The following is a 22,286-nucleotide window of genomic DNA, read 5'->3' on the forward strand; positions in this document are numbered from 1 at the left end:
TCGTATTCCATATTCCAGAATTACCTTACATTCCTCAGGCTGCGGCCGGTTCGGCCAGACGCAGCGCCTCTTCGATATCGACTTCGACGACGCGCGACACACCTTGCTCCTGCATCGTCACACCGACGAGCTGCTGCGCGAATTCCATCGTGATCTTGCTGTGGCTGATGAAGATGAACTGGGTCTGCGATGACATGCGCTTGACCATGGCGGCGTAGCGCTCGGTGTTGGTATCGTCCAGCGGAGCATCCACCTCGTCAAGCATGCAGAACGGCGCCGGATTGAGCTGGAACATCGCAAAGACCAGCGCAATCGCGGTCAGCGCCTTCTCGCCGCCCGAGAGCAGGTGGATCGAGGTGTTCTTCTTGCCCGGCGGCTGGGCCACGATCTGGATGCCGGCATCGAGAATCTCCTCGCCGGTCAGCACCAACGCTGCGCGACCGCCGCCGAACAGCTGCGGAAACAGGGTGCCGAACTGGCGATCGACCGTATTGTAGGTCTGCTGCAGCTGCTCGCGGGTCTCGCGGTCGATACGTCGGATCGCGTCCTCCAGCGTGTCGATGGCCTGCAGCAGATCCGCGGTCTGGGCATCGAGATAGCCCTTGCGTTCGGCCGCGCTGTTCAATTCGTCGAGCGCGGCGAGGTTCACCGCCCCGATCTCGGCGATTTCGCGCCCCAGGCGGGCCACTTCGCGCTGCAGCGCGGCTTCCTTCGGCGCGTCGGCGAGCAGTGGCGCGAGGGCGGCTTCGTCGGCCTGCGCTTCCTGCAGGCGCTCGTCGCACTGGCCCTCCGCCAGCGCGGCGGCCTGCACCGCGAGGCGCAGCTCCGCGACCCGGGCGCGGACCGGAGCGGCCTCGTGCTCGGTGCGCAGGCGTGCCTCCTCGCCTTGCCTGAGTGCCGCGGCGGCCTCCTCGAGCGCGTCGCGGCTGGTGGCGAGCGCGCTTTCACGCTGCCCCCGCAGGGCGAGTGCATGTTGCAATGCGTCGGCGCTGCGGCTGTCGTCGACCGCAGCCAGCTCGGCACCGGCGGTGGTGCGCTCGGCGGCGATACGCGCCAGCTGCTCGCCGGCAAGGAGGCGGTTGCGGGCGAGGTCTTCGAGCTTGCCGCGACATTCACGCGCGGAAAATTCCGCCTCCTGCAGTTCACGCGCGGCGCCCTGCTCCAGCGCACGCGCTTCGCGCAGCGCGTGTTCGCGCTCGCGCAGCACGTCGGCGGCGGCATCCAGGCGGGCGCGCTGCACGTCGGCGAGCTCGGCCGAGCGCGCCTGCTCGAGTTCGGCACGGGCGAAGTGGCCGCGCTCGCCCGCTTCCAGGCGAACCACGTCTTCGAGATCGCGGGCGAGCTGGTCGCGGCGCTCTTCGGCGCGGCTGCGCGCCTGGGCGAGCTTGAGCGCTTCGACCTGCTCCGCATGAAGCCGGGTCTGCGCTTCCTGGATGTCGCGCCGCAAGCCGTTGGCGCGCGCGTGCAACGCTGCGGCGGCCGACTCGGCCGCGCGCAGGGCGTCGGCGGCGGTGTGCGCGTCCGCCTCGAGCGCCTGCTGCTCGAGGGCGAGGGCGTCGATTTCGCGCTGGCGCTCGAGGACGCCATGGGTACGGCTGTCGGGGACGTGATGGACCAGCGCATCGCGGCTCAGGATCTGTCCGCGCGGACCGACCAGGCTGACCCCGGGCGGCAGCTCCGCGCGGCGGGGAAGCCAGTTTTCCAGCGGGTCGACGGCATGGATGCCGGCGAGGAAATCATCGACCAGCGCGCGCAGGGCGGGATCGGCGACGCGCACCAGCGTCGCCAGCGCGCGCGGCAGCGTGCCGTGCGCGGCTTCGCCGCCGGCGCTCGCCGGAGTGCACCCTGCTGCACGGGCGAAGCCGATCGCCAGCGATTCCGGCGGAGCTTCGTCGAGCACCGCCCGCGCCGCAGCTCCGGCGGCCGACGCATCGTCCACGACCAGGGCGGAAAGGCGCTCGCGCAGCGCGGCATGGACGGCGCCGTCCCAGCCGGCTTCCACCTGCAGCTGCGTCCACAGCGGCGCCAGGGTGTCGAGGCCGTGGCGTTCGAGCCAGTCGCCGAGCTTGCCCTGCGACTGCACGCGGGCCTGCAGCTGGGCCAGCGCGTCGTGGCGCGCGCGCAGCTCGGTCAGCCGGCGCTGCACCCTGCGCTCGTGCTCGAGCGCGGCTTCGAGCCCCGCCTGGGCAGCGGGCAGGCGCAGCTGGACCGCGGCAAGCTCGTGCTGCGCGGCTTCGAGCGCCTCCTGCATGGCTTCGAGGCGGGCTTCGCACTCGGCGATCCGCTCCGGATCGGGGCCGGCGATGCTCCCCTGCTCCACTTCGAGGCGGCCACGGCGTTGCTGCAGGACATCAAGCGCACGCGCGGCATTGGCGCAGTGGGCCTCCTCCACTTTCAGCTGCTGCTCGGTCTGTGCCAGTTCGCGCCGCACTGCGGCCACGGTGGTGTCGGCGGCCTGGCGGGCGGCCTCGAGCTCGGGAACGCGCCCGGCGATCTCGTCATGGCGGGCTCCGGCCTGTTCGGCGCGCAGTGCGGCATGTTCGGCGAGCGCCTCCCAGCGCTCGCGCTCGGCACCGAGGCTTGCGCTGCGCGCCTGCCAGTGGTCGTGTTCGGTTTCGAGCTGGACGAGACGGGCTTCGAGGCGTGCGCGCGCTTCCGCCCGGTGCCGCAATTCGGCTTCGAGCCGGGTGACTTCGGCACTGCTTGCGAGGAGTTCGCCGTGGGCGTGATGAACCGCTTCGGAGGCTTCGAAGTGCGCGCCGCGAGCGGCCTCCACCGCCGCCTCGAGCGTCTGCAGGCGGGCGCTGTCGGCTTCGACGCGCTGGCCGGCCTCGGTCAGTGCCTGGGCCAGGCGCCGGTGTTCGGCACGCGCCTCGTCACGCTTGAGCAGCCACAGCAGCTGCTGCTTCTGCAGATGGGCGGCAGTCAGCGCCTGGTAGCGCGCGGCGACTTCGGCCTGCGCCTCGAGATGGACGATGCGCTCGCCCAGTTCCATGCGGATATCGTCGACGCGGGCGAGATTGTCGCGTGCGTCGCGCAAGCGCCCTTCGGTTTCCTTGCGCCGTTCGCGGTACTTGGTCACGCCCGCGGCCTCTTCGAGAAAGCCGCGGATTTCTTCCGGGCGGGCTTCGATGATGCGCGCGATCATCCCCTGCTCGATGATCGCGTAAGCCCGCGGCCCCAGGCCGGTGCCGAGGAAAAGGTCGATCACGTCCTTGCGCCGGACGTGCAGGTTGTTGATGTAATAGGTCGATTCGCCGGAGCGGTCGAGCACGCGCTTGACCGCGATTTCCGCATAGCGCGACCACTGTCCGGCGGCCTTCCCTTCGCCGTTGTCGAACACCAGCTCGACGCTCGCGCGCGACACCGGCTTGCGCGCGGTCGAACCGTTGAAGATCACGTCCTGCATCGACTCGCCGCGCAAGGCCGATGCCCGCGTCTCGCCCAGCACCCAGCGCACCGCGTCGATGATGTTCGACTTGCCACAGCCGTTCGGCCCGACCACGCCGACCAGGTTGCCGGGAGTAAGCACCGTGGTCGGATCGACGAAGGTCTTGAAGCCGGCAAGTTTGAGCTTGGAAAGACGCACGAAGGGGAAGGCCGGTGAGGGAATCCGAAAGCGCGCCAGCGACACCGTCGCCACGGCAGGCACGGCGCGCATGATAGCACCCTCCCCTGCGGCCAACGCCTGCGCCCGGCGGTGAATTGCAACGAAGTATCGACCTTGCCGCGCGCCCTCTCGCGCGACATGAAACATACTGCAGCTCGCGGGGAGATGCGATAATTCCGTGCCACGCAACGCCAACAACGCAGGACAAGGGAAAACCATGCCGACCGATGTCGAAATCATGGCGCGGATCACAGTGCGGCAACAGCAGGCCGTCGCGATCCGCCCGCAGGAAGGAGCCGCAGGGATGCCCGCGTGGCACAAGGCGGCGATCACCGCCAGAGGCGCTAGCGACGGTTTCCCGGTCCCCGTGGAGGAGGCAGGACAGCCATGAATCCGAACCTCGCCCGTCTGCAGACCTATCCGTTCGAGAAGCTGCGCACGCTGTTCGCCGGCATCGAGGCGCCTGCCGACCTGAAGCCGATCCGCCTGTCGATCGGCGAGCCGCAGCACCCGACCCCCGGCTTCATCCGCCAGACCCTGGCCGACAACCTCGGCGGCCTGTCGAGCTACCCCGCCACCGCCGGCAGCGATGCGCTGCGCGGCGCCATCGCGCACTGGCTCGAGCGCCGCTACGGCCTGCCGAAGATCGACCCGGTGGCCCAGGTGATCCCGGTCAGCGGCACCCGCGAAGCCCTCTTCGCCTTCGCCCAGTGCGTGGTCGACGGCACCCGGCCGAATGCCAAGGTGCTGTGCCCGAACCCCTTCTACCAGATCTACGAAGGCGCCGCCTTGCTCGCCAACGCCGAGCCGGTGTTCATCAACAACTTGCCGGAAAACGATTTCGGCTCGGATTTCTCCGCCATCGACGACGCGACCTGGCGCGACATCCAGCTCGTCTATGTGTGCTCGCCCGGCAACCCCACCGGCCGCCTGCTGAAGCTCGAGGAATGGAAGACGCTGTTCGAGCTGTCCGATCGCCACGGCTTCGTGATCGCCGCCGACGAGTGCTACTCGGAGATCTACTTCGACGACGACGCCAAGCCGATCGGCGGCCTGGAGGCGGCGTGGCGGCTGGGACGCACCGACTTTCGCAACGTGGTGATGTTCTCCAGCCTGTCCAAACGCTCGAACGTGCCCGGCATGCGCTCGGGCTTCGTCGCCGGCGACGCGCGGATCCTGAAGGACTTCCTGCTCTACCGCACCTACCACGGCTGTGCCCTCGGCCCGGCGGTGCAGGCCGCCTCGATCGTGGCGTGGAACGACGAACAGCACGTCGTCGAAAACCGCCTCCTGTACCGCGACAAGTTCGCCCGCATCACGCCGATGCTCGCGCCGTACCTGCCGGTTTCGCTGCCCGACGCCGGCTTCTACTACTGGGTACGCACGCCGCTGCCGGACACCGAGTTCGCCCGCCGTCTGCAGGCTGAATATAATGTGACGGTCCTGCCGGGCAGCTTCCTCGCCCGCGAAGCCCATGGTGTGAACCCCGGCGCGGGCTTCGTGCGCATCGCCCTGGTCGCCGACCCCCATGAGTGCGTCGAAGCCGCCGAGCGCATCATCGATTTCTGCAAGAACCTTTGAACAAGAGAGAGACTTCCCCCATGCACGCTTTACAAAACCTCATCGACGACGCCTTCGAAAACCGCGCCAGCCTGTCGCCGGCCTCGGCCCCGGCCGAGACCCGTCGCGCGGTCGAAGAAGTCATCGCCGGCCTCGACGCCGGCACCCTGCGCGTGGCCGAGAAGAAGGACGGCCAGTGGGTGGTGAACCAGTGGATCAAGAAGGCGGTGCTGATTTCCTTCCGCCTGCGCGACAACGAAGTGGTCAACGCCGGCGGACTCAATTACTACGACAAGGTCGACACCAAGTTCGGCGACTACACCTCCGACCAGTTCCGCAGCGGCGGTTTTCGCGTGGTGCCGCCGGCGGTGGCGCGCAAGGGCAGCTTCATCGGCAGGAACGTGGTACTGATGCCGTCCTACGTGAACATCGGCGCCTATGTCGATGAAGGCACGATGGTCGACACCTGGGCCACGGTCGGCTCGTGCGCGCAGATCGGCAAGAACGTCCACCTGTCGGGCGGCGTGGGCATCGGCGGCGTGCTCGAACCGGTGCAGGCCGGCCCCGTCATCATCGAGGACAACGTCTTCGTCGGTGCGCGCTCGGAAGTGGTCGAAGGGGTGATCATCGAGGAAAACGCGGTGCTGTCGATGGGCGTCTACATTGGCCAGAGCACCAAGATCTACGACCGCGAGACCGGCGAGATCAGCTACGGCCGCGTGCCCGCCGGCGCGGTGGTGGTGCCCGGCAGCCTGCCTTCGGCCGACGGCAAGTACAGCCTGTACTGCGCCGTGATCGTCAAGAAGGTCGACGCCCAAACCCGCGCCAAGACCGGCATCAACGAACTGCTGCGCGGCGCCTGAGCCTTCGTCCGCCAACGCTTCCCGCCCGAGCCTGCCCGGCATGATCTTCGACAGCCTGTTCCAGCTGATGTCCGAGAAGAAGGCGTCGGACATCTTCATCACCGCCGGCGCCCCGATCCACATCAAGATCCAGGGGCACACCCTGCCGATCAACAAGCAGGTGATGGATCCGCAGATGATCCGGCGCATGCTCGGCGAAGCGTTGAGCGAGGCCCAGCTGGCCACCTTCGAGCGCGAGCGCGAACTGAACCTGTCGTTCGGCCGGCGCGAATTCGGCAATTTCCGCGTCAATGTGTTCTGGCAGCGCAGCTCCCCGGCCGTCGTGGTGCGCTACATCCAGAGCGACATCCCCAGCATCCACAGCCTCGGCCTGCCGCCGGTGCTGACCGAAGTGGTGATGGAAAAGCGCGGCCTGGTGCTGGTGGTCGGTGCCACCGGTTCGGGCAAGTCGACCACGCTGGCGTCGATGCTCGACCATCGCAACCGCAACCGCAGCGGCCACATCCTGACTGTGGAAGATCCGATCGAGTACCTGTTCACCCACCGCAAGTCGGTGGTCAACCAGCGCGAAGTCGGAATCGATACCCTGAGCTGGAGCGAAGCCCTGCGCAATGCGATGCGCCAGGCTCCCGACTGCATCCTGATCGGCGAGATCCGCGACCGCGAGACCATGCAGGCGGCGATTTCGTATTCACAGACCGGCCACCTGTGCCTGGCGACCTTGCATGCGAACAACGCCTACCATGCGCTGACCCGGATGGTGAACTTCTTCCCCCTGGAAAACCGCCAGCTGCTCTACCTCGATCTCGCAGTGGCGCTGCGCTGCATCGTTTCCCAGCGCCTGGTGCGCAGACCCGACGGCCAGCGCGTGCCGGCGGTCGAGATGCTGATGAACACCCGCCACACCGCCGAGCTGATCGAGCGCGGTGCGCTCAACGACATCAAGGAAGCGATGGAGCAGTCGCTGGCGCCCGGCTCGCAAACCTTCGAGCAGGCGCTCCACCGGCTCTATGCCGAGCAGGTCATCACCCTCGAAGAAGCGCTCGCCAACGCCGATTCGCCGAGCAACCTGAACTGGCTGATCAGCAACACCGAGCAGGCTGCCCCCGATCTGCCGCCGCCACCCGCAGGCCGCTCCGGCTTGCTCACCGAGTTCGAGTCGACCAACGCCGACGGCGCCTCCTTCCAGGAGTTCGTCCTCGACATGGACAAACACTGAGAGCGACAGCGCACCGTGCGCCTGTCGCCGCGTCATTCCCCCACTTCCCTCGCTCCGACCCCATGCCCGACACTCCCACTCCGACGCTCGCTCTGGCCTGCGAGCTGATCTCCCGCCCTTCGGTCACTCCGGACGACGCCGGTTGCCTCGCCCTGATCGCCGAACGCCTGCAGGCCCTCGGATTCGCCTGCGAACGCCTCGACCGCGGCGGCGTCTCCAACCTGTGGGCCCGCCGCGGCCAAGCCGCACCGGTGCTGTGCTTCGCCGGCCACACCGATGTCGTCCCGCCGGGCCCGGCCGATGCCTGGCGTAGCCCGCCCTTCACCCCGACCCTGATCGACGGCATGCTGTACGGGCGCGGTGCGGCCGACATGAAGAGCTCCTTGGCCGCTTTTGTCACCGCGATCGAGCGCTTCGTCGCCGCCTGCCCCGAGCACCGCGGCAGCATCGCCCTGCTGCTGACTTCGGACGAGGAAGGGATCGCCACCGACGGCACGGTCAAGGTCGTCGAAGCCCTGGCCGCGCGCGGCGAACGCCTCGACTACTGCATCGTCGGCGAGCCCACTTCGGTGAATACGCTCGGCGACATGATCAAGAACGGTCGCCGCGGCTCGCTATCGGGCACGCTGCGGGTCAAGGGTCAGCAAGGCCATGTGGCCTACCCGCAGCTCGCGCGCAACCCGATCCACGCCTTCGCCCCAGCACTGGCCGAACTGGCGGCGATGCGCTGGGACGACGGCAACGAGTTCTTCCCGCCGACCACCTGGCAGGTGTCCAACATCCACGCCGGCACCGGCGCCAACAACGTGATTCCGGGCGTGTGCGAAGTGATGTTCAACTTCCGCTTCGCCTCGGTCTCGAGCGCCGACGAACTCCAGCGCCGCACCTGCGCAGTGCTCGACCGCCATGGCCTGGAATACGAGATCGACTGGCACCTGTCGGGCAAGCCGTTCATCACCGGCCGCGGCCGGCTGGTCGGGGCCCTATCGGCGGCGATCCGCGACACCCTGGGGGTGGACACCGAACTATCGACTTCGGGCGGCACTTCCGACGGCCGCTTCATCGCCGACATCTGCGCCGAAGTAGTGGAGTTCGGCCCGGTCAATGCATCGATCCACAAGGTCGATGAATGCATCGCCATCGACGCCGTCGAGCCCTTGTCGGTGGTGTATGAACGCACCCTGCAGGCACTGCTGGGCCACGGCACATGAAGTCTTTTCCGGCACGGCGACCCGATGGCCGGGCTTGCCGCCGCCGGGGCGCTTGTTCGCAACCACGGCCGCAGCTGCGGCACGACTGAACTTCTCTGCAGAGAGCACACATGACCGAACACGACCACACCGACGACGAACTGGAACACGAGCACGAGCACGGCCCGCTCGCCGAGCTCGTCACCGTACGCGACTGGCTGCGCTACGCGGTAACGCGCTTCAACCGCGCCGGCATTTTCTGCGGCCACGGCGTCGGCGACACCTACGACGAGGCGGTCTGGCTGATCCTCGGCAGCCTGGCGCTGCCGCTCGACCGCCTGGAGCCCTTCCTCGACGCCTGCATTCCCGGCGAAGAGCGGATCGGGCTGCTCGAGGCCATCGAGCAGCGCGCCGATGCGCGCAGGCCGACCGCTTACATCCTGGGGGAAGCCTGGCTCGGCGACTTCCGCTTCACCGTCGACGAGCGTGTGATCGTGCCGCGCTCGTTTTTCGCCGAGCTGCTCGAAGACGGCCTGAGTCCTTGGGTGGAAGACCCGGAGAGGGTCGGCAGCGCGCTCGATCTGTGCACCGGTTCCGGCTGCCTCGCTGTGCTGATGGCGCACGCTTTTCCCCATGCCGAAATCACCGCCGCCGACCTGTCCGAGGATGCGCTGGACGTGGCGCGACAGAACGTCGCCGACTATGGCCTGGAAGAGCGCATCGAACTGGTCCACAGCGACGTCTTCTCGGCGCTGCGGGGCCGTCGCTTCGACTTGATCCTGAGCAACCCGCCCTACGTGACGGCCGAGGCGATGGACGCCCTCCCTCCCGAATACCTGCACGAGCCGCGCATGGCGCTGGCCTCCGGTGAGGATGGGCTCGACGTCGTGCGCGAATTGATCGCGCACGCCGCGCAGCACCTGAACCCGCGCGGCGTACTCGCGGTCGAGGTGGGGCACAACCGGGACCTTGTCGAAGCGGCGTTCCCGGAGCTTCCGTTCACCTGGCTTTCGTCGCGTGGCGGCGACGACATGGTGTTCGTGCTGAAAAGGGAAGAGCTGCCCGGCGCGGACTGAAACCTGGCCCCCGGAAGGGGGCGGGTCCGGCTCAGGCGACCTCGTCGATCCAGGCCTGCTGGATTCCCTCGAGGATGCGCTCGCCGCAGCGCTTGGGGTCGTCGTCGAACTCCGGCAGCGCCATCACCCAGTTCATCAGATCGACGAAATTGACTTTCGCCGGGTCCGCATCCGGATAGGCGTCCGCGAGCTCGATGGCAATTTCCTGAACGTCGGTCCACTTCATCTCAGTGTTTCCCTTCGCGGGCCATGTTGATGGTGTAGCGCGGGATTTCCACGACCAGCGGGGTGTCGCCCACCACCGCCTGGCACGACAGGCGCGACTGCGGCTCCAGCCCCCAGGCCTTGTCGAGCAGGTCTTCCTCCTCGTCTTCGGCCGGATTCAGCGAACCGAAGCCTTCGCGCACGATGACGTGGCAGGTGGTGCAGGCGCAGGATTTCTCGCACGCGTGCTCGATGTCGATGCCGCCCTGCAGCAGGCTGTCGCAGATCGTGGTGCCGGGGGCGGCCTCGATCACGCTGCCGTCGGGGCAGAGCTCGACGTGGGGAAGGACGATGATCTGGGTCATAGTTCGAGTTCGTCTACCTTGTGGCCCGCCAGGGCGCCGCGGATGCTGCTGTCCATGCGGCGGGCGGCGAATTCGTCGGTGGCACGCGCGAGGGCGTCGATGCCGGCCTTGATCGCGCGGTGGTCGCTGCCTGCGCGCAGTTCCTGCAGGCGGGCGATGGCGGCCTCGATCGCGGCGCGTTCGCTGTCGGTCAGCAGCGCGCCGTCCTTTTCCAGCGCATGGCCGCAGGCCTCGATGACCCGGTCGGCCTCGACCTGCTGCTCGCGCAGGTTGCGCGCCATCATGTCGTCGTCGGCATGCTCGACACTGGACTTGAGCATCTCGGTGATCTCGTCGTCGGACAGGCCGTAGGACGGCTTGACCAGCACGCTGGCCTCGACCCCGGAAGACATCTCGCGCGCCGACACCGACAGCAGGCCATCGGCATCGACCTGGAAGCTGACCCGGATGCGCGCCGCCCCGGCGACCATCGGCGGGATGCCGCGCAGTTCGAAGCGCGCCAGCGAGCGGCAGTCGGACACCAGCTCGCGTTCGCCCTGGACGACGTGGAAGGCCATCGCCGTCTGGCCGTCCTTGAACGTGGTGAACTCCTGGGCGCGGGCGATCGGCAGGGTGGAATTGCGCGGCACGACCTTTTCCACCAGCCCGCCCATGGTTTCCAGGCCGAGCGACAGCGGAATGACGTCGAGCAGCAGCCAGTCGTCCTGGTCGGTGCGGTTGCCGGCGAGGATGTTGGCCTGCATCGCCGCGCCGAGGGCGACGACCTTGTCCGGATCGAGGTTGGTCAGCGGCTCCTGGCCGAAATAGTTGGCCACCGCGCGCTGGATGTGCGGCATGCGGGTGGCGCCGCCCACCATCACCACGCCCTTGATGTCGTCGGCCGCCAGTCCGGCGTCGCGCAAGGCCTTGCGCACCGGGCTCAGGGTCTTCTGCACCAGGTGGCGGGTCATTTCGGCGAACTGCTCGCGGGTGACGACGAGATCGACCTCCTCGCCCGACGCCAGGCGCAGGTGGATCGGTGCTTCCTCGCACGAGGTCAGCAGTTCCTTGGCTTCGCGCGCCTTCATCTGCAGGCGGCGGGCGTCTTCCAGCGACGGCGGCTCGATGTTGGCCTGGTCGAGCACCCAGCAGAACAGGCGGTGATCGAAATCGTCCCCGCCCAGCGCCGCATCGCCGTTGGTCGACAGCACTTCGAACACGCCGCGCGACAGCTTCAGGATCGACAGGTCGAAGGTGCCGCCGCCGAGGTCATACACCGCATAGACGCCTTCGGCGGCGTTGTCCAGGCCATAGGCCACCGCCGCTGCGGTCGGCTCGTTGAGCAGGCGCAGCACATCGAGCCCGGCGAGGCGCGCGGCGTCCTTGGTCGCCTGGCGCTGGGCGTCGTCGAAATACGCCGGCACGGTGATCACGGCACCGACGAGCGGGCCGCCGAGGCTGGCCTCAGCGCGCTCGCGCAGCCGGCGCAGGATCTCGGCGGAAACTTCGACCGGGCTCTTGACCCCTTGGACCGTGCGCAGGCGGACCATGCCGGCGCTGTCTTCGAAGTCGTAGGGCATGGTCTCGATGTAAGCCACGTCCTTCAGCCCCCGCCCCATGAAGCGCTTGACCGAAACAATGGTGTTGCGCGGGTCGGTGGCCTGCGAGCGGATCGCGCCGTGGCCGACTTCGATGCTTCCATCGGCACAGTAGCGCACCACCGAAGCGAGCATGGTGCGCCCGCCCTCGTCGGGCAGGCATACGGCGATGCCGTTGCGGACGGTGGCGACGAGCGAGTTGGTGGTACCCAGGTCGATGCCCACCGCGAGCCGGTGCTTGTGCGGCTCGGCGGAGAGGCCGGGTTCGGCGATTTGCAGCAGGGCCATCTGATGTCTTCCGTGCTCTAGTTTTCGAGGGCCAGCAGGGCCTCGTCGATTTCTTGCTGGAGTTTGTCGATGAACATCAGCCGACGCACGGTGTCGGCTGCCGCTTCATAGTCGTGTTCGTCATCGAGCTGGCTCCCGAGGTGGCTGCGGACCTCGCGCGCGTGGTGCAGCAGGCGCCGGTGCAGTTCCTCGAGTTCGTGTGCCTCGGCGGCATCGCGCGCCTCCTCCACTGCTTCGCGCCATTCCATCTGCTCCATCAGGAACTCGGGCGACATCGCGGTGTTGGTTTCGAGGGCGGCATCCACGCCCGCCAGTTCGAGCAGGTACTGGGCGCGGTCGAGGGGCCGGCGCAAGGTGCGGAAGCCTTCGTTCACCCGGGTCGCCATCTGCATCGAGAGGCGTTTTTCGGCGTCGGACAAGTGGGCGTGGCGATCGGGGTGGACCTGCGCCTGGAGCGCATGCCATGCCGCCTCGAGGGCGGCATCGTCGAGCGCGAAGCGGCGCGGAAGGCCGAACAGGCTGAAGTAGTCGCCGGTGAGATCGATGCTCATCGCGACCGCCTCAGACGTTGAAGCTTTCACCGCAACCGCACTGATCCTTGACGTTCGGATTGTTGAACCGGAAGCCTTCGTTGAGGCCGTCCTTGACGAAGTCCAGTTCAGTGCCGTCGAGATAGGACAGGCTCTTGGGGTCGATCACGACTTTCACGCCGTGGCTCTCGAAGACCAGATCCTCGTCCTCGGTCTGGTCGACGAACTCGAGCTTGTAGGCCATGCCCGAGCAGCCCGAGGTCTTGACCCCGAGACGGATGCCGACGCCTTTGCCGCGCTTGCTGAGGAAGTTCGAAACGTGCCGGGCAGCGTTTTCAGACAGGGTCACGCCCATGGTTGTTGCTCCTGTTCATCCTGTTCGGTAAGCGCCGCTCAGGCGTCGTTCTTCTTCTTGTAGTCGGCGACGGCGGCCTTGATCGCATCCTCGGCGAGGATCGAGCAGTGGATCTTCACCGGCGGCAGGGCGAGCTCTTCGGCGATCTGGGTGTTCTTGATCTCGAGCGCCTGATCGAGGGTCTTGCCCTTGACCCACTCGGTGACGAGCGAACTCGACGCGATCGCCGAACCACAGCCGTAGGTCTTGAATTTCGCGTCCTCGATGACGCCGTCCTTGCCGACCTTGATCTGCAGCTTCATCACGTCGCCGCACGCGGGGGCGCCCACCATGCCGGTGGCGACGCCTTCCTCTTCCTTGCCGAAAGAGCCGACGTTGCGCGGATTTTCGTAGTGATCCAGAACTTTTTCGCTGTAAGCCATGATGTTTCTCCGCTTGGAGGTATTTCAAAGATTAGACCGGGATACGCTGCCCCGGTGCCTTGACCGTGCGCAGGTGCCGCTCAGTGTGCGGCCCACTGCACCGCATCGAGATCGACGCCGTCCTGCACCATCTCCCACAGGGGGGAGAGTTCGCGCAGCTTGCCGATCTTGTCGTGCAGCAGCTTGACCGTGTAGTCGACTTCCTCTTCGGTGGTGAAGCGGCCGATCGAAAAACGGATCGAGCTGTGCGCCAGCTCGTCGTTGCGCCCGAGCGCACGCAGCACGTAAGACGGCTCCAGGCTGGCGGAAGTACAGGCCGACCCCGACGACACCGCGATGTCCTTGATCGCCATGATCAGCGACTCGCCCTCGACGTAGGCGAAGGAGATGTTGAGGTTGTGCGGCACGCGCCGCTCGAGGTCGCCATTGACGTAGGTGGCCTCGATGTCGGTGAGGCCGGCGAGCAGCTTGTCGCGCAGTCGGCGGATGCGCATGTTTTCTTCGGCCATCTCTTCGCGGGCGATGCGGAAGGCTTCGCCCATGCCGACGATCTGGTGGGTGGCGAGGGTGCCCGAGCGCAGGCCGCGCTCGTGGCCGCCGCCATGCATCTGCGCTTCGAGGCGCACACGCGGCTTGCGCCGCACGTAGAGCGCACCGATCCCCTTCGGGCCGTAAGTCTTGTGCGCGGAAAAACTCATCAGGTCGACTTTGAGCGTATCGAGGTCGATGTCGACCTTGCCCGTGGCCTGCGCCGCATCGACGTGGAAGACGATGCCCTTCTCGCGGCAGAGATCGCCGATTTCGGCGATCGGCTGGACGACACCGATCTCGTTATTGACGAACATCACGGTCACCAGGATGGTGTCGGGGCGAATCGCCGCCTTCAGCACCTCGAGATCGATCAGGCCGTTTTCCTGGACGTCGAGATAGGTGGCTTCGAAGCCTTCACGTTCGAGTTCACGCACGGTGTCGAGCACGGCCTTGTGCTCGGTCTTCACGGTGATGACGTGCTTGCCCTTGCCCTGATAGAAGTGGGCGGCCCCCTTGATCGCCAGATTGTTCGACTCGGTCGCCCCCGAAGTCCAGATGATTTCCTTGGCGTCGGCGTTGACCAGCGCGGCGACCTGGGCGCGCGCCTCCTCGACCGCCTGCTCGGCTTCCCAGCCGAAAGCGTGCGAGCGGCTCGCGGGGTTGCCGAAGTGCTCGGTCAGCCAGGGAATCATCTTTTGCGCGACGCGCGGATCGACCGGGGTCGTGGCCGAATAATCGAGATAGATCGGGAACTTCAGCATTACGTATCTCCGCAGAGCGTTATCCGTGTTCAGGGTTGAGGCCCGCCGATGGCCGCACCGCCACCGAGGCCAGGTTCTTGAGTTCGTCCACGACGCGGGCGAGGGCTGCGATGAATCGCTCCGTGTCGTCGGCGCGGGTATCCCGCCCCAAGCTCACCCGCAGCGCACCGCGGGCGATTTCCGGCGCCACCCCCATTGCCAGCAAGGTGCGCGAAGGCTCGGGGTTGGCGCTCGAGCAGGCCGAGCCGCTGGCGCAGGCGAAACCGGCGCGATCGAGCTTGCCGACCAGCGTTTCCCCTTCGATCGGCTCGAGGGCGAAGAATACCGTATTCGGCAGACGCGGCGCGCCGGCGCCGAAGATCCTGGCCCCCAGCTTGTGCAGCGCGCGGGCGATGCCGTCGCGCAGCTCGCCCAGGCGCCCGGCCTCGGCCTCGCGGCGGGCGCGCGCAAGCTCGCACGCCACTCCGAAGCCGACGATGGCGGCGACATTCTCGGTCCCCGAACGCAGCCCGCGCTCCTGGCCTCCGCCGGCAATCAGCGGCGACAGTTCCACCCGCTTGTCCACCACCAGCGCGCCCGCGCCGAGGGGCCCGCCGATCTTGTGCGCGGACAGGGTCATCGCATGCACACCGAGGGCGCGGAAATCGGTTTCGATCTTGCCCAAGGCCTGGACCGCGTCGGTATGGAACCACGCCCCCACCGCCCGCGCCTGCGCCGCCAGCGCAGCGATGTCCTGCACGACGCCGGTCTCGTTGTTGGCCTGCATCACCGAGACCAGGCGCGGCCGCTGTGCGAGCACGGCCTGCCAGGCGCGGTCGTCGATGCGGCCCTCGCCGTCGACCGCGATTTCATGCATGTCCCAGCCTGCCCGTGCGAGCTGGCGCGCCGGTTCACGCACACAGGGGTGCTCGATCGCACTGACCGCCACCCGCCCCGGCCTGAGCATCGCCGCCGCCCCTTTCAAAAACAGGTTGTTCGCTTCGGAGCCGCCGCTGGTGAAGACGACCTCGGTGGCGTGAGCCCCGACCGCGGCGGCCACCCGCGCGCGCGCTTCATCCACCGCCGCCCGTGCCTGGCGGCCGTATTCGTGGCGGCTGGAAGCATTGCCGAAACGAACCGGCTCGGCGCCACCGAGCCAGGGCAGCATGGCCTCGCGCACCACGGGGTCGAGCGGCGTGGTGGCGTTCCAGTCGAGATATACCGGAGCGAAACCCATGCCCTCCTCCCCCTTCAGGCCGCGGCGATTTCGTGCATGGCGGCGATGGCGCGGCGCCGGATGTTCTTCAGCACGGCGACGTCGGGATCGGGATGGACGCGGCGATTGACCAAGGCTTCAAGGGTGACCGAATCGAGGTAGGCGTACATGCGCTTGTTGAGGTTGGCCCACAAATCGTGGGTCAGGCAGCGATGATCGTCGTGACAGTTTTCCTTGCCGCCGCACTGGGTGGCATCAAGCGGCTCATCGACCGCGACGATGATGTCGGCCACGGTGACGCTGTCCATGGTGCGCGCCAGGCGGTAACCGCCACCCGGACCGCGCACGCTGCTGACCAGCTTGTGGCGGCGAAGCTTGCCGAAGAGTTGCTCGAGATAAGACAACGAGATTTTCTGGCGCTCGGCGATGCCGGCCAGCGTAACCGGCCCGTCGGCCTGGCGCGCAGCCAGATCGACCATCGCCGTTACGGCAAAGCGCCCCTTGGTCGTCAGTCTCATGCTTTCTCCTCGCAGAATGTCGTGGTGCGGTGGCTAGTCGGCGCTCGCTGTGCGTTGCAGCGCGAATACCCGAATTTTCCACTCGACTATACGTATCCCGACAAAAACGGTCAACTACTCGCGGGACACGGGCGCGGCACTCGGCCGACCGCTCAGTCGACCATTTTCGACAGCTGGTCGGGATCGAAGTGATCGGCCGACTCTGCGGCATCATCGAACTTGATCCCTGCGCCCTCCAGGCGGGCGATGATGGCGTGCAGGCGGCGGTCGGTGTCGACTGCGTGATCGAGCAGGCCGTGCAAAGCCTTGGCGACCGGATCGTCCATGTCGCGGGTGACGCCGTACGCGCTGAAGCCGATCTGCTCGGCCTTTTGCGCGCGTGCGGCGTCACGCTCGGAATCGAGGATGCGCGCCGGATTGCCGACCGCGGTGGCGCCCTCCGGAACCGGTTTGACCACCACCGCGTTGGAGCCGATCTTGGCCCCGTCGCCGACGGTAAACCCTCCCAGCACCTTGGCCCCCGCGCCCACCACGACGCCGCGGCCGAGCGTGGGATGGCGCTTGGTGCCGCGATACAGGGAAGTGCCGCCGAGTGTGACTGCCTGATAGATCGTGCAGTCGTCGCCGACTTCGGCGGTCTCGCCGATGACCACGCCCATGCCATGGTCGATGAACACGCGGCGGCCGATCACCGCGCCCGGATGAATCTCGATCCCAGTGAGAAAGCGGCTGAGGTGGCTGATGAAGCGCCCCAGCCAATGCCAGCCGCGCGTCCACGCGCCATGCGCAAGGCGGTGGAACATCAGCGCATGAATCCCCGGATAACAGGTCAGCACCTCGAGCGTGGAGCGTGCCGCGGGGTCGCGCTCGCGAACGCTGGCCAGATCTTCTCGCAGGCGACTGAACATGATTCGGAAACTCCGGAAGGAAGGGGACGGGAACGGGGGCACCGCAAGGAGCACGGTAACGACGGCGGCGGCGCGCCGATCAATTCCCGATAATTTTAATCGACTATCACGGCACACAGAAAGCCCGGGCTGGGCGGCGCTCGCCGGAGCGCAAAGCTCAACCGCGCTTGCGCGGTGTCTCGAAGGTGGTGAGCATGCCGCGCAGGATGGCGACCTCCTCCTTCTCCAGGCGAACGCGGTTAAACAGCCGCCGCATGCGCGGCAGCAGGCGCTTGGGGTTGGCCGGGTCATGAAAGCCGCTGGCCGTCACCGCCCGCTCCAGATGGGCGATGAAGCCTTCGAAATCGGCATGCGTCGCCGGTTCGGGCGGCACATCGAGCGGCGTCGCCACGGCTTCCCCGAGCGCGGCCATGCGCATCTCGTAGCTCAGCACCTGCACCGCCGCACCGAGATTGAGGGAAGAGAAATCCGGATCGGTCGGAACCGTCACCGGCAGGCTGCACAGACCAACCTCGTCATTGGTGAGGCCGCTGGTCTCGTTGCCGAACACCAGCGCGACGATGCCGTCGCGGCTGCGCGCGACCAGTTCACAGGCGGCGTCGCGCGCCTGCAGGCGCGGCAGCGAGAGCTCACGCCGGCGCGCCGTGAGCGCGGCGGAGAGCACCGTGTCGGCCAGCGCTTCCTGCAGCGTACCGACCACCCGCGCGGATTCGAGCAGATCCGCCGCCCCGGAGGCGCGTGCGGTCGCCACCTCGTCGGGGAAGGACTCGGGAGCAACCAGCCACAGGTCGCGCAACCCCATCGTCTTCATCGCGCGCGCGGCGGCACCGATGTTTCCGGGATGGCTGGTGCGCGACAATACGACCCGGATACGGTCGAGCGCGAGGGGGCGATTCATATTAAAATTCCGCGTTTTCCGAATTTGCCGGGCCGTCTGCCCGGAGCCTGTGCAGCCGGGCCGCCGCATCGCTTGTCGACGGGGGAAGGCCCAGGTCGCAGGCGCCCGATTCTTTAACCGAGACCGCTCCGCATGCATCCCACCCTGAACATTGCCGTCAAGGCCGCCCGTCGCGCCGCGTCCGTCATCAACCGCGCCTCGACTCAGCTCGATCTGCTCACCGTGCAAGCGAAATCGCCCAACGATTTCGTCACCGAGGTGGACCGCGCTGCCGAGCAGGCCATCATCGAAGTGCTGCGCGAGGCCTTCCCGGGGCACGGGATTCTAGCAGAGGAGTCCGGGGAACTCGGCCCCCTGAACGGCACGGAGAGTGAGTTCAACTGGATCATCGACCCCCTCGACGGCACCACCAACTTCATCCACGGCTTCCCCCAGTACGCGGTCTCGATCGCCCAGACCAAAAACGGCGTCCTCGAGCACGCGGTGGTCTACGATCCGGTCGCCAACGAGATGTTCACCGCCTCGCGCGGCAGCGGCGCCTTCCTCAACGACCGCCGCATCCGCGTATCGCGCCGTACCCGCCTGAACGAAGCCCTGATCGGCACCGGCTTTCCCTTCCGCCAGTTCGACCACGTCGACGCTTACCTGGCGATGTTCAAGGAACTCACCCGCAAGACCGCCGGCATCCGTCGTCCGGGCGCCGCGGCGCTCGACCTCGCCTACGTCGCCGCCGGGCGCCTCGACGGCTTCTGGGAAATGGGCCTCGCGCCGTGGGACATGGCCGCCGGCGTGCTGCTGATCCAGGAAGCGGGGGGCCTGGTATCCGACCTGTCGGGCGAAGCCAACTTCCTCACCACCGGCAACATGGTCGCCGGCGCACCGAAGATCTTCGGCCAGCTCCTGCCCATCATCCAGTCCTACCGTCCGCAGAACCTGCCGGCCTGAAGCACGCCATCGGCACGCCATCGCGGGCGCCGGTGAGCGCCCCGCACGACGGACCAGCGAGCGGTAACGAACAGCGAAGAATCAGCACCTTGGACGATATATCAGAGCGCCGGCGCGAGCTTGATGAGCACGAGATCGCGAATCACACGCCAGTGATGCAGCAGTGTAAAAGCCAGCAGTGGAAAGGGGTTGATAGCCGGCGCTTTCTGAACCTACGCTGAAATCTACGCCAGAGAAACCGCCCCTGCCGGGGCGGTTTCTATTCCGCTACCGTCAATTCATCCTGCCCATCTTCGCGAACCGATCCTTGCAGAGACCGCCAAGTACGGAATCGACCAGGCCTTTCACGAACTGAAGCGAATAGGCTGAGGCGTACCCTTCGCACCCCTCCGCCTCTTCAGCCATCGAAAAAACGCCGGCGATGGACGCCTCCAGCATGCTCGACGCCATTTGGAGCGCATCGATCGCCGGCACCCCATCACGCACCTGGAACAGGTCTTCGCGTTGCGGGTTGCACGGAAAGAAACTGCTCTCGCAGGTGAGACTCTGATGCGTTGTCGTGCTATTGTTCATGGCGTGAATTCCTTTGTTCAGAGGGGTTTTCGCAATCCGCGCCTCAGCGACGGCCATCGCTGGGGCGCTTCCTTTTGTGCTGCCGAATCCAGATTCTCACAAGTCGCCGAGAACGCAAGTCCACTCCCTGTCGCGTGAAGGGACTTGCAGTTCGGGGAAAGTGTGCCAGGCGTCACGAGGCACCGCGTAACGGCCAGCCTCTTCCATCGCCGCGTACAGAGAGTCCAGCGCGTCGATTGCGTACTGCTCCGATGCGTCGATGTCGCCATTGCCAAAGGCGATCCCAACCGAAATCGCAGCCCATATCAGGCTGTCCTTGATCTCGTCAGGAAGCGTACTGATTTTGACGATGTCGCTCATTGCGCACCCCCGGTCGATGCAGACGACGCCTTGGATACCACAGCCTTCGCTGCGATCGATGCCGCAATCTCGCCGACGCGTTCCGCTCCACGCTCGTTGTAGAGGAAACTCTCCACCTGCTTCGAGGAATGCCGGCTCTTGTCAAGTCGGAACTCTCCGAACTCAGACGTCTTCAGGTCGTGCTCGTTTGCGATACGCCCAACCATATTGGATGTGATGCCGTACCGCTCGCCAACCTCCGTCGCAGAATAGTGGTGCTCCTGAACGCGCGGCAGTGCAATCACTTCATCGCCAGCAGCCGGATTCACCAGTTTCGCGAAGACAACCTGACGCGCACTTTCGCCGAGTCTCGGAAACTGCGCGCAGATCCGCTCTGCCGCCCTCGTCGCCATATCAATCGCCCGGGCCTTTCTGTATTGCGGAAGGCCAGACGAATGAGACGCGGCCTTCGCGGCGTAGCTCCCGGTCTTACGAATCGACGGAAGAACCTCGTGCGTGACCCAGCGCTTGAACCGCTTGGCCTCCTCCTTCGTGCTACCGAAGATGAGGGCGTACAGACCAGACTCGTTGATGTGGTTGGTTTGCTGCGTCCGGCCCACGCTGTCGATGGCCTCCAACTTCTGGAGGTCATCGACATCGACGTGCGAGGCGAGCGCCTGGTGCGGATTGCCATAGCCGAGCACGTCGCAGACTTCCTTGGCGCTGAACCACGGCTCGCCATTGTCGTCCGTGACGACACGGATGGCACGGCTCTCAAACTGAAACGGTGTGATGTTCATTGCCGGGCCTCCTTCGCTTCTTCGTGGATACGCGACTTCTCCAGCCGGTGAAGAATCTCGCTGTTCAGGGACCGATGATTCTCGATCGCACTGTGCTGCAACCATCGCTTGAGATCGTGCGGCACCCGTACCGGAGTCGGGCTGATTTGACTTGCTTTCTTCATGACTGCTTCTGCTCCTTTGGGATGTGGCGTAGCTGCATCATAGTACGCACTACATATCATCGCAAGTGGCGATCATGAAAAAATCGCAAGTGGCGAGTATCATCTGCGCCATGAGCGACAAGCTAACCCCATATCCGAGTAGAACTGCAGATCAGTTCGTTGTCCGCTTCCCGGACGGCATGCGCGACCGTCTGAAGGAAGCTGCGCACGCGAACGGTCGTTCGATGAACGCCGAGATCGTCGCCCGCCTTCAAGCGAGCTTCGAGCAACCCGCCCCCGCCAACATCAGGCTGATCGACCGGATTAGCGACTCTCCGAGCATCGTCGATGAAATTGCAGCCAAGCTTGCGCAGATGACCCCGGAACAACTGGCCCGACCGCTGGCTGACATCCTTGAAGATCTTCGCCACACTCAGGAGGCGCTCGCCGAGTCAGCTGCGGCGGCTGATCGAGCGCTCACCCTCGTTCGGCACGAGCTTCCCCCCGGCACTCCGGTCAGCAGCGATCCGCTTGCCCTCGTGCGTCGAATGGCCGCAATTCTTGAGACCGGCCAGGACAAGCCGCGCCCGCCTGTTCGCCCGCCGCCAAAGCGCACTACCCTGCGTAAGCACACGAAGAGGCATTTGTGACCAGACGGCGCGAATGCGAGTCACCTCCTTCGCCGCCTCCACACACTCGCTACCGCCGGTCCCTCATGAAATCCACCGCCCTGAAGCTCGCCGCCGCTCTCATCCTGCTCGCTGCTCTGGGCCATTTTTTTCGGTATGGCGTGGTACCGACCGGCCAGGGAGTCGGTGCGTATCATCTGGATCGACTGACTGGAAAAATCACTTTCATGCGCGGCAGCGAGAAGCAGACCGTGCGGAACACTCTGGATGAGCTTGCGGCGGCAGCGGACTTCGATCTAGCGAAAGCCCGCAGCAGAGGGTTTTCAGATTATGAAATTGAACAGTCCCTTCGGCAGCGCCTGAAACAGTGGGGCGACGATTGGTCCGAGTTTGAGTCAGTCGAACCGCCGAAAAATTCTGCAGCTTTCGATAGCCCGCGCCCTCCAACAACTCCGCTCCCCCTTGCAGAGTTTCGCAAGCGCTATCCGGCATACGGCGACATGCCAGACCTTGAGCTCGCCAGTGCGCTGCACAGAAAGTTCTATAGTGATATCCCATGGGATCAGTACGCAGCGACGATCGGCCTTACAGGCAATAAGACGCTTACGGCTCCTGCTGAGGGGAACGGCATGAAGTTGGTCGAAATCCCCGATGTCGGCGTCGTCGAATTCCCTGCCGATATGACCGATGCGCAGATCACAGAGGCCATCGAGCGCGAGTTTTTGGACCGGAAATAAGCCCATAGCCCGCCGCCCTCAATGTAGCCGCCAAGCGACCGCTCGGCTGT

Annotated in this window: 25 protein-coding genes; 9 read left to right on the plus strand and 16 right to left on the minus strand. The window is 66.1% G+C overall.

What is annotated here, in order from left to right:
- Nucleotides 1-34: 34 nt before the first annotated feature.
- Complete coding sequence (gene smc, locus Tharo_RS10480; protein ID WP_245881062.1) at nt 35-3,589, minus strand: chromosome segregation protein SMC; 3,555 nt, start codon at nt 3,587-3,589, stop codon at nt 35-37.
- 238 nt (nt 3,590-3,827) lie between these two features.
- On the opposite strand from smc, the gene Tharo_RS17565 reads away from it, so the two are divergent.
- From Tharo_RS17565 to prmB, 6 genes are all read left to right on the plus strand, one after another.
- On the plus strand, nt 3,828-4,001 hold the full coding sequence (locus tag Tharo_RS17565; RefSeq protein ID WP_159051679.1) for a hypothetical protein: 174 nt from the start codon (nt 3,828-3,830) through the stop codon (nt 3,999-4,001).
- The gene (dapC, locus tag Tharo_RS10485; protein ID WP_107221137.1) at nt 3,998-5,191 is read left to right on the plus strand and encodes a succinyldiaminopimelate transaminase; all 1,194 of its coding nucleotides are present in this window, start codon (nt 3,998-4,000) and stop codon (nt 5,189-5,191) included. The genes Tharo_RS17565 and dapC overlap by 4 nt, the downstream gene beginning before the upstream one ends.
- A 20-nt stretch (nt 5,192-5,211) precedes the next feature.
- A complete protein-coding gene (gene dapD, locus Tharo_RS10490) occupies nt 5,212-6,033 on the plus strand; it encodes a 2,3,4,5-tetrahydropyridine-2,6-dicarboxylate N-succinyltransferase (RefSeq protein ID WP_107221138.1) in 822 nt (273 codons plus the stop codon).
- Nucleotides 6,034-6,073: 40 nt separating this feature from the next.
- Nucleotides 6,074-7,252 (plus strand): PilT/PilU family type 4a pilus ATPase, encoded by a 1,179-nt coding sequence (locus Tharo_RS10495; RefSeq protein ID WP_107221139.1) that lies wholly within the window; start codon nt 6,074-6,076, stop codon nt 7,250-7,252.
- A 62-nt stretch (nt 7,253-7,314) separates the two neighbouring features.
- Complete coding sequence (gene dapE / locus Tharo_RS10500; RefSeq protein WP_107221140.1) at nt 7,315-8,463, plus strand: succinyl-diaminopimelate desuccinylase; 1,149 nt, start codon at nt 7,315-7,317, stop codon at nt 8,461-8,463.
- Nucleotides 8,464-8,573: 110 nt separating this feature from the next.
- Nucleotides 8,574-9,518, plus strand: coding sequence for a 50S ribosomal protein L3 N(5)-glutamine methyltransferase (gene prmB / locus Tharo_RS10505; RefSeq protein ID WP_107221141.1), 945 nt, complete (start codon nt 8,574-8,576; stop codon nt 9,516-9,518).
- A 31-nt stretch (nt 9,519-9,549) separates the two neighbouring features.
- Here prmB and iscX read toward each other — a convergent pair whose 3' ends face one another.
- The 11 genes from iscX to Tharo_RS10560 form a co-directional block, all read right to left on the minus strand.
- On the minus strand, nt 9,550-9,744 hold the full coding sequence (gene iscX / locus Tharo_RS10510) for a Fe-S cluster assembly protein IscX (RefSeq protein ID WP_107221142.1): 195 nt from the start codon (nt 9,742-9,744) through the stop codon (nt 9,550-9,552).
- Nucleotide 9,745: 1 nt separating this feature from the next.
- On the minus strand, nt 9,746-10,087 hold the full coding sequence (fdx, locus tag Tharo_RS10515) for an ISC system 2Fe-2S type ferredoxin (protein WP_107221143.1): 342 nt from the start codon (nt 10,085-10,087) through the stop codon (nt 9,746-9,748).
- Complete coding sequence (gene hscA / locus Tharo_RS10520) at nt 10,084-11,952, minus strand: Fe-S protein assembly chaperone HscA (RefSeq protein WP_107221144.1); 1,869 nt, start codon at nt 11,950-11,952, stop codon at nt 10,084-10,086. Before hscA ends, fdx begins: the two co-directional genes overlap by 4 nt.
- Before the next feature lie 17 nt (nt 11,953-11,969).
- Nucleotides 11,970-12,503 carry a Fe-S protein assembly co-chaperone HscB gene (hscB, locus tag Tharo_RS10525; RefSeq protein WP_107221145.1) on the minus strand — a complete coding sequence of 178 codons (534 nt, stop codon included), beginning with the start codon at nt 12,501-12,503 and terminating at the stop codon, nt 11,970-11,972.
- Between the two features lie 10 nt (nt 12,504-12,513).
- Nucleotides 12,514-12,837 (minus strand): iron-sulfur cluster assembly protein IscA, encoded by a 324-nt coding sequence (gene iscA / locus Tharo_RS10530; protein ID WP_107221146.1) that lies wholly within the window; start codon nt 12,835-12,837, stop codon nt 12,514-12,516.
- 38 nt (nt 12,838-12,875) lie between these two features.
- Entirely contained in the window at nt 12,876-13,259 is a 384-nt protein-coding gene (gene iscU, locus Tharo_RS10535) for a Fe-S cluster assembly scaffold IscU (RefSeq protein WP_107221147.1), read from the minus strand.
- An 80-nt stretch (nt 13,260-13,339) separates the two neighbouring features.
- A complete protein-coding gene (locus Tharo_RS10540) occupies nt 13,340-14,551 on the minus strand; it encodes an IscS subfamily cysteine desulfurase (RefSeq protein ID WP_107221148.1) in 1,212 nt (403 codons plus the stop codon).
- Nucleotides 14,552-14,570: 19 nt separating this feature from the next.
- Complete coding sequence (locus tag Tharo_RS10545; protein WP_107221149.1) at nt 14,571-15,767, minus strand: cysteine desulfurase family protein; 1,197 nt, start codon at nt 15,765-15,767, stop codon at nt 14,571-14,573.
- Nucleotides 15,768-15,781: 14 nt separating this feature from the next.
- Nucleotides 15,782-16,264 (minus strand): Fe-S cluster assembly transcriptional regulator IscR, encoded by a 483-nt coding sequence (iscR, locus tag Tharo_RS10550; RefSeq protein WP_107221150.1) that lies wholly within the window; start codon nt 16,262-16,264, stop codon nt 15,782-15,784.
- Nucleotides 16,265-16,416: 152 nt separating this feature from the next.
- A complete protein-coding gene (gene cysE, locus Tharo_RS10555; RefSeq protein WP_107221151.1) occupies nt 16,417-17,172 on the minus strand; it encodes a serine O-acetyltransferase in 756 nt (251 codons plus the stop codon).
- 157 nt (nt 17,173-17,329) lie between these two features.
- Nucleotides 17,330-18,070 (minus strand): RNA methyltransferase, encoded by a 741-nt coding sequence (locus Tharo_RS10560; protein WP_107221152.1) that lies wholly within the window; start codon nt 18,068-18,070, stop codon nt 17,330-17,332.
- Between the two features lie 132 nt (nt 18,071-18,202).
- On the opposite strand from Tharo_RS10560, the gene Tharo_RS10565 reads away from it, so the two are divergent.
- Nucleotides 18,203-19,015 carry an inositol monophosphatase family protein gene (locus Tharo_RS10565; protein ID WP_107221153.1) on the plus strand — a complete coding sequence of 271 codons (813 nt, stop codon included), beginning with the start codon at nt 18,203-18,205 and terminating at the stop codon, nt 19,013-19,015.
- A gap of 273 nt (nt 19,016-19,288) precedes the next feature.
- Here Tharo_RS10565 and Tharo_RS10570 read toward each other — a convergent pair whose 3' ends face one another.
- From Tharo_RS10570 to Tharo_RS10585, 4 genes are read right to left on the minus strand one after another with little or no spacing between them, the layout of a single operon-like run.
- The gene (locus Tharo_RS10570; RefSeq protein WP_107221154.1) at nt 19,289-19,645 is read right to left on the minus strand and encodes a DUF3077 domain-containing protein; all 357 of its coding nucleotides are present in this window, start codon (nt 19,643-19,645) and stop codon (nt 19,289-19,291) included.
- Nucleotides 19,646-19,684: 39 nt separating this feature from the next.
- A complete protein-coding gene (locus tag Tharo_RS10575; protein WP_107221155.1) occupies nt 19,685-19,948 on the minus strand; it encodes a hypothetical protein in 264 nt (87 codons plus the stop codon).
- A complete protein-coding gene (locus Tharo_RS10580; RefSeq protein WP_107221156.1) occupies nt 19,945-20,727 on the minus strand; it encodes a BRO-N domain-containing protein in 783 nt (260 codons plus the stop codon). Before Tharo_RS10580 ends, Tharo_RS10575 begins: the two co-directional genes overlap by 4 nt.
- Complete coding sequence (locus Tharo_RS10585) at nt 20,724-20,891, minus strand: Arc family DNA-binding protein (protein WP_159051680.1); 168 nt, start codon at nt 20,889-20,891, stop codon at nt 20,724-20,726. The genes Tharo_RS10580 and Tharo_RS10585 overlap by 4 nt, the downstream gene beginning before the upstream one ends.
- Nucleotides 20,892-20,965: 74 nt before the next feature.
- Here Tharo_RS10585 and Tharo_RS18070 point away from each other — a divergent pair, with 74 nt between their 5' ends.
- Both Tharo_RS18070 and Tharo_RS10595 read left to right on the plus strand, forming a co-directional pair.
- Complete coding sequence (locus tag Tharo_RS18070) at nt 20,966-21,520, plus strand: Arc family DNA-binding protein (protein WP_281257398.1); 555 nt, start codon at nt 20,966-20,968, stop codon at nt 21,518-21,520.
- A gap of 65 nt (nt 21,521-21,585) precedes the next feature.
- Nucleotides 21,586-22,236 (plus strand): hypothetical protein, encoded by a 651-nt coding sequence (locus Tharo_RS10595; RefSeq protein ID WP_107221158.1) that lies wholly within the window; start codon nt 21,586-21,588, stop codon nt 22,234-22,236.
- Nucleotides 22,237-22,286 lie beyond the last annotated feature (50 nt).

Source organism: Thauera aromatica K172, from assembly GCF_003030465.1.
GTDB lineage: Bacteria > Pseudomonadota > Gammaproteobacteria > Burkholderiales > Rhodocyclaceae > Thauera > Thauera aromatica.

Excerpts from the sequence above, each read along its gene's own strand:
- dapC (WP_107221137.1), top strand. The coding sequence starts at position 3,998 with ATGAATCCGAACCTCGCCCGTCTGCAGACCTATCCGTTCGAGAAGCTG.
- Tharo_RS10560 (WP_107221152.1), bottom strand. The coding sequence starts at position 18,070 with ATGAATCGCCCCCTCGCGCTCGACCGTATCCGGGTCGTATTGTCGCGC.
- hscB (WP_107221145.1), bottom strand. The coding sequence starts at position 12,503 with ATGAGCATCGATCTCACCGGCGACTACTTCAGCCTGTTCGGCCTTCCG.
- prmB (WP_107221141.1), top strand. The coding sequence starts at position 8,574 with ATGACCGAACACGACCACACCGACGACGAACTGGAACACGAGCACGAG.
- dapE (WP_107221140.1), top strand. The coding sequence starts at position 7,315 with ATGCCCGACACTCCCACTCCGACGCTCGCTCTGGCCTGCGAGCTGATC.
- Tharo_RS10570 (WP_107221154.1), bottom strand. The coding sequence starts at position 19,645 with ATGGCCGTCGCTGAGGCGCGGATTGCGAAAACCCCTCTGAACAAAGGA.
- Tharo_RS10565 (WP_107221153.1), top strand. The coding sequence starts at position 18,203 with ATGCATCCCACCCTGAACATTGCCGTCAAGGCCGCCCGTCGCGCCGCG.
- iscR (WP_107221150.1), bottom strand. The coding sequence starts at position 16,264 with ATGAGACTGACGACCAAGGGGCGCTTTGCCGTAACGGCGATGGTCGAT.
- iscA (WP_107221146.1), bottom strand. The coding sequence starts at position 12,837 with ATGGGCGTGACCCTGTCTGAAAACGCTGCCCGGCACGTTTCGAACTTC.
- Tharo_RS10595 (WP_107221158.1), top strand. The coding sequence starts at position 21,586 with ATGAAATCCACCGCCCTGAAGCTCGCCGCCGCTCTCATCCTGCTCGCT.
- dapD (WP_107221138.1), top strand. The coding sequence starts at position 5,212 with ATGCACGCTTTACAAAACCTCATCGACGACGCCTTCGAAAACCGCGCC.
- iscU (WP_107221147.1), bottom strand. The coding sequence starts at position 13,259 with ATGGCTTACAGCGAAAAAGTTCTGGATCACTACGAAAATCCGCGCAAC.
- hscA (WP_107221144.1), bottom strand. The coding sequence starts at position 11,952 with ATGGCCCTGCTGCAAATCGCCGAACCCGGCCTCTCCGCCGAGCCGCAC.
- Tharo_RS10545 (WP_107221149.1), bottom strand. The coding sequence starts at position 15,767 with ATGGGTTTCGCTCCGGTATATCTCGACTGGAACGCCACCACGCCGCTC.
- cysE (WP_107221151.1), bottom strand. The coding sequence starts at position 17,172 with ATGTTCAGTCGCCTGCGAGAAGATCTGGCCAGCGTTCGCGAGCGCGAC.
- iscX (WP_107221142.1), bottom strand. The coding sequence starts at position 9,744 with ATGAAGTGGACCGACGTTCAGGAAATTGCCATCGAGCTCGCGGACGCC.
- Tharo_RS17565 (WP_159051679.1), top strand. The coding sequence starts at position 3,828 with ATGCCGACCGATGTCGAAATCATGGCGCGGATCACAGTGCGGCAACAG.
- fdx (WP_107221143.1), bottom strand. The coding sequence starts at position 10,087 with ATGACCCAGATCATCGTCCTTCCCCACGTCGAGCTCTGCCCCGACGGC.
- Tharo_RS10585 (WP_159051680.1), bottom strand. The coding sequence starts at position 20,891 with ATGAAGAAAGCAAGTCAAATCAGCCCGACTCCGGTACGGGTGCCGCAC.
- Tharo_RS10580 (WP_107221156.1), bottom strand. The coding sequence starts at position 20,727 with ATGAACATCACACCGTTTCAGTTTGAGAGCCGTGCCATCCGTGTCGTC.
- Tharo_RS10495 (WP_107221139.1), top strand. The coding sequence starts at position 6,074 with ATGATCTTCGACAGCCTGTTCCAGCTGATGTCCGAGAAGAAGGCGTCG.
- Tharo_RS10575 (WP_107221155.1), bottom strand. The coding sequence starts at position 19,948 with ATGAGCGACATCGTCAAAATCAGTACGCTTCCTGACGAGATCAAGGAC.
- Tharo_RS10540 (WP_107221148.1), bottom strand. The coding sequence starts at position 14,551 with ATGCTGAAGTTCCCGATCTATCTCGATTATTCGGCCACGACCCCGGTC.
- Tharo_RS18070 (WP_281257398.1), top strand. The coding sequence starts at position 20,966 with ATGAAAAAATCGCAAGTGGCGAGTATCATCTGCGCCATGAGCGACAAG.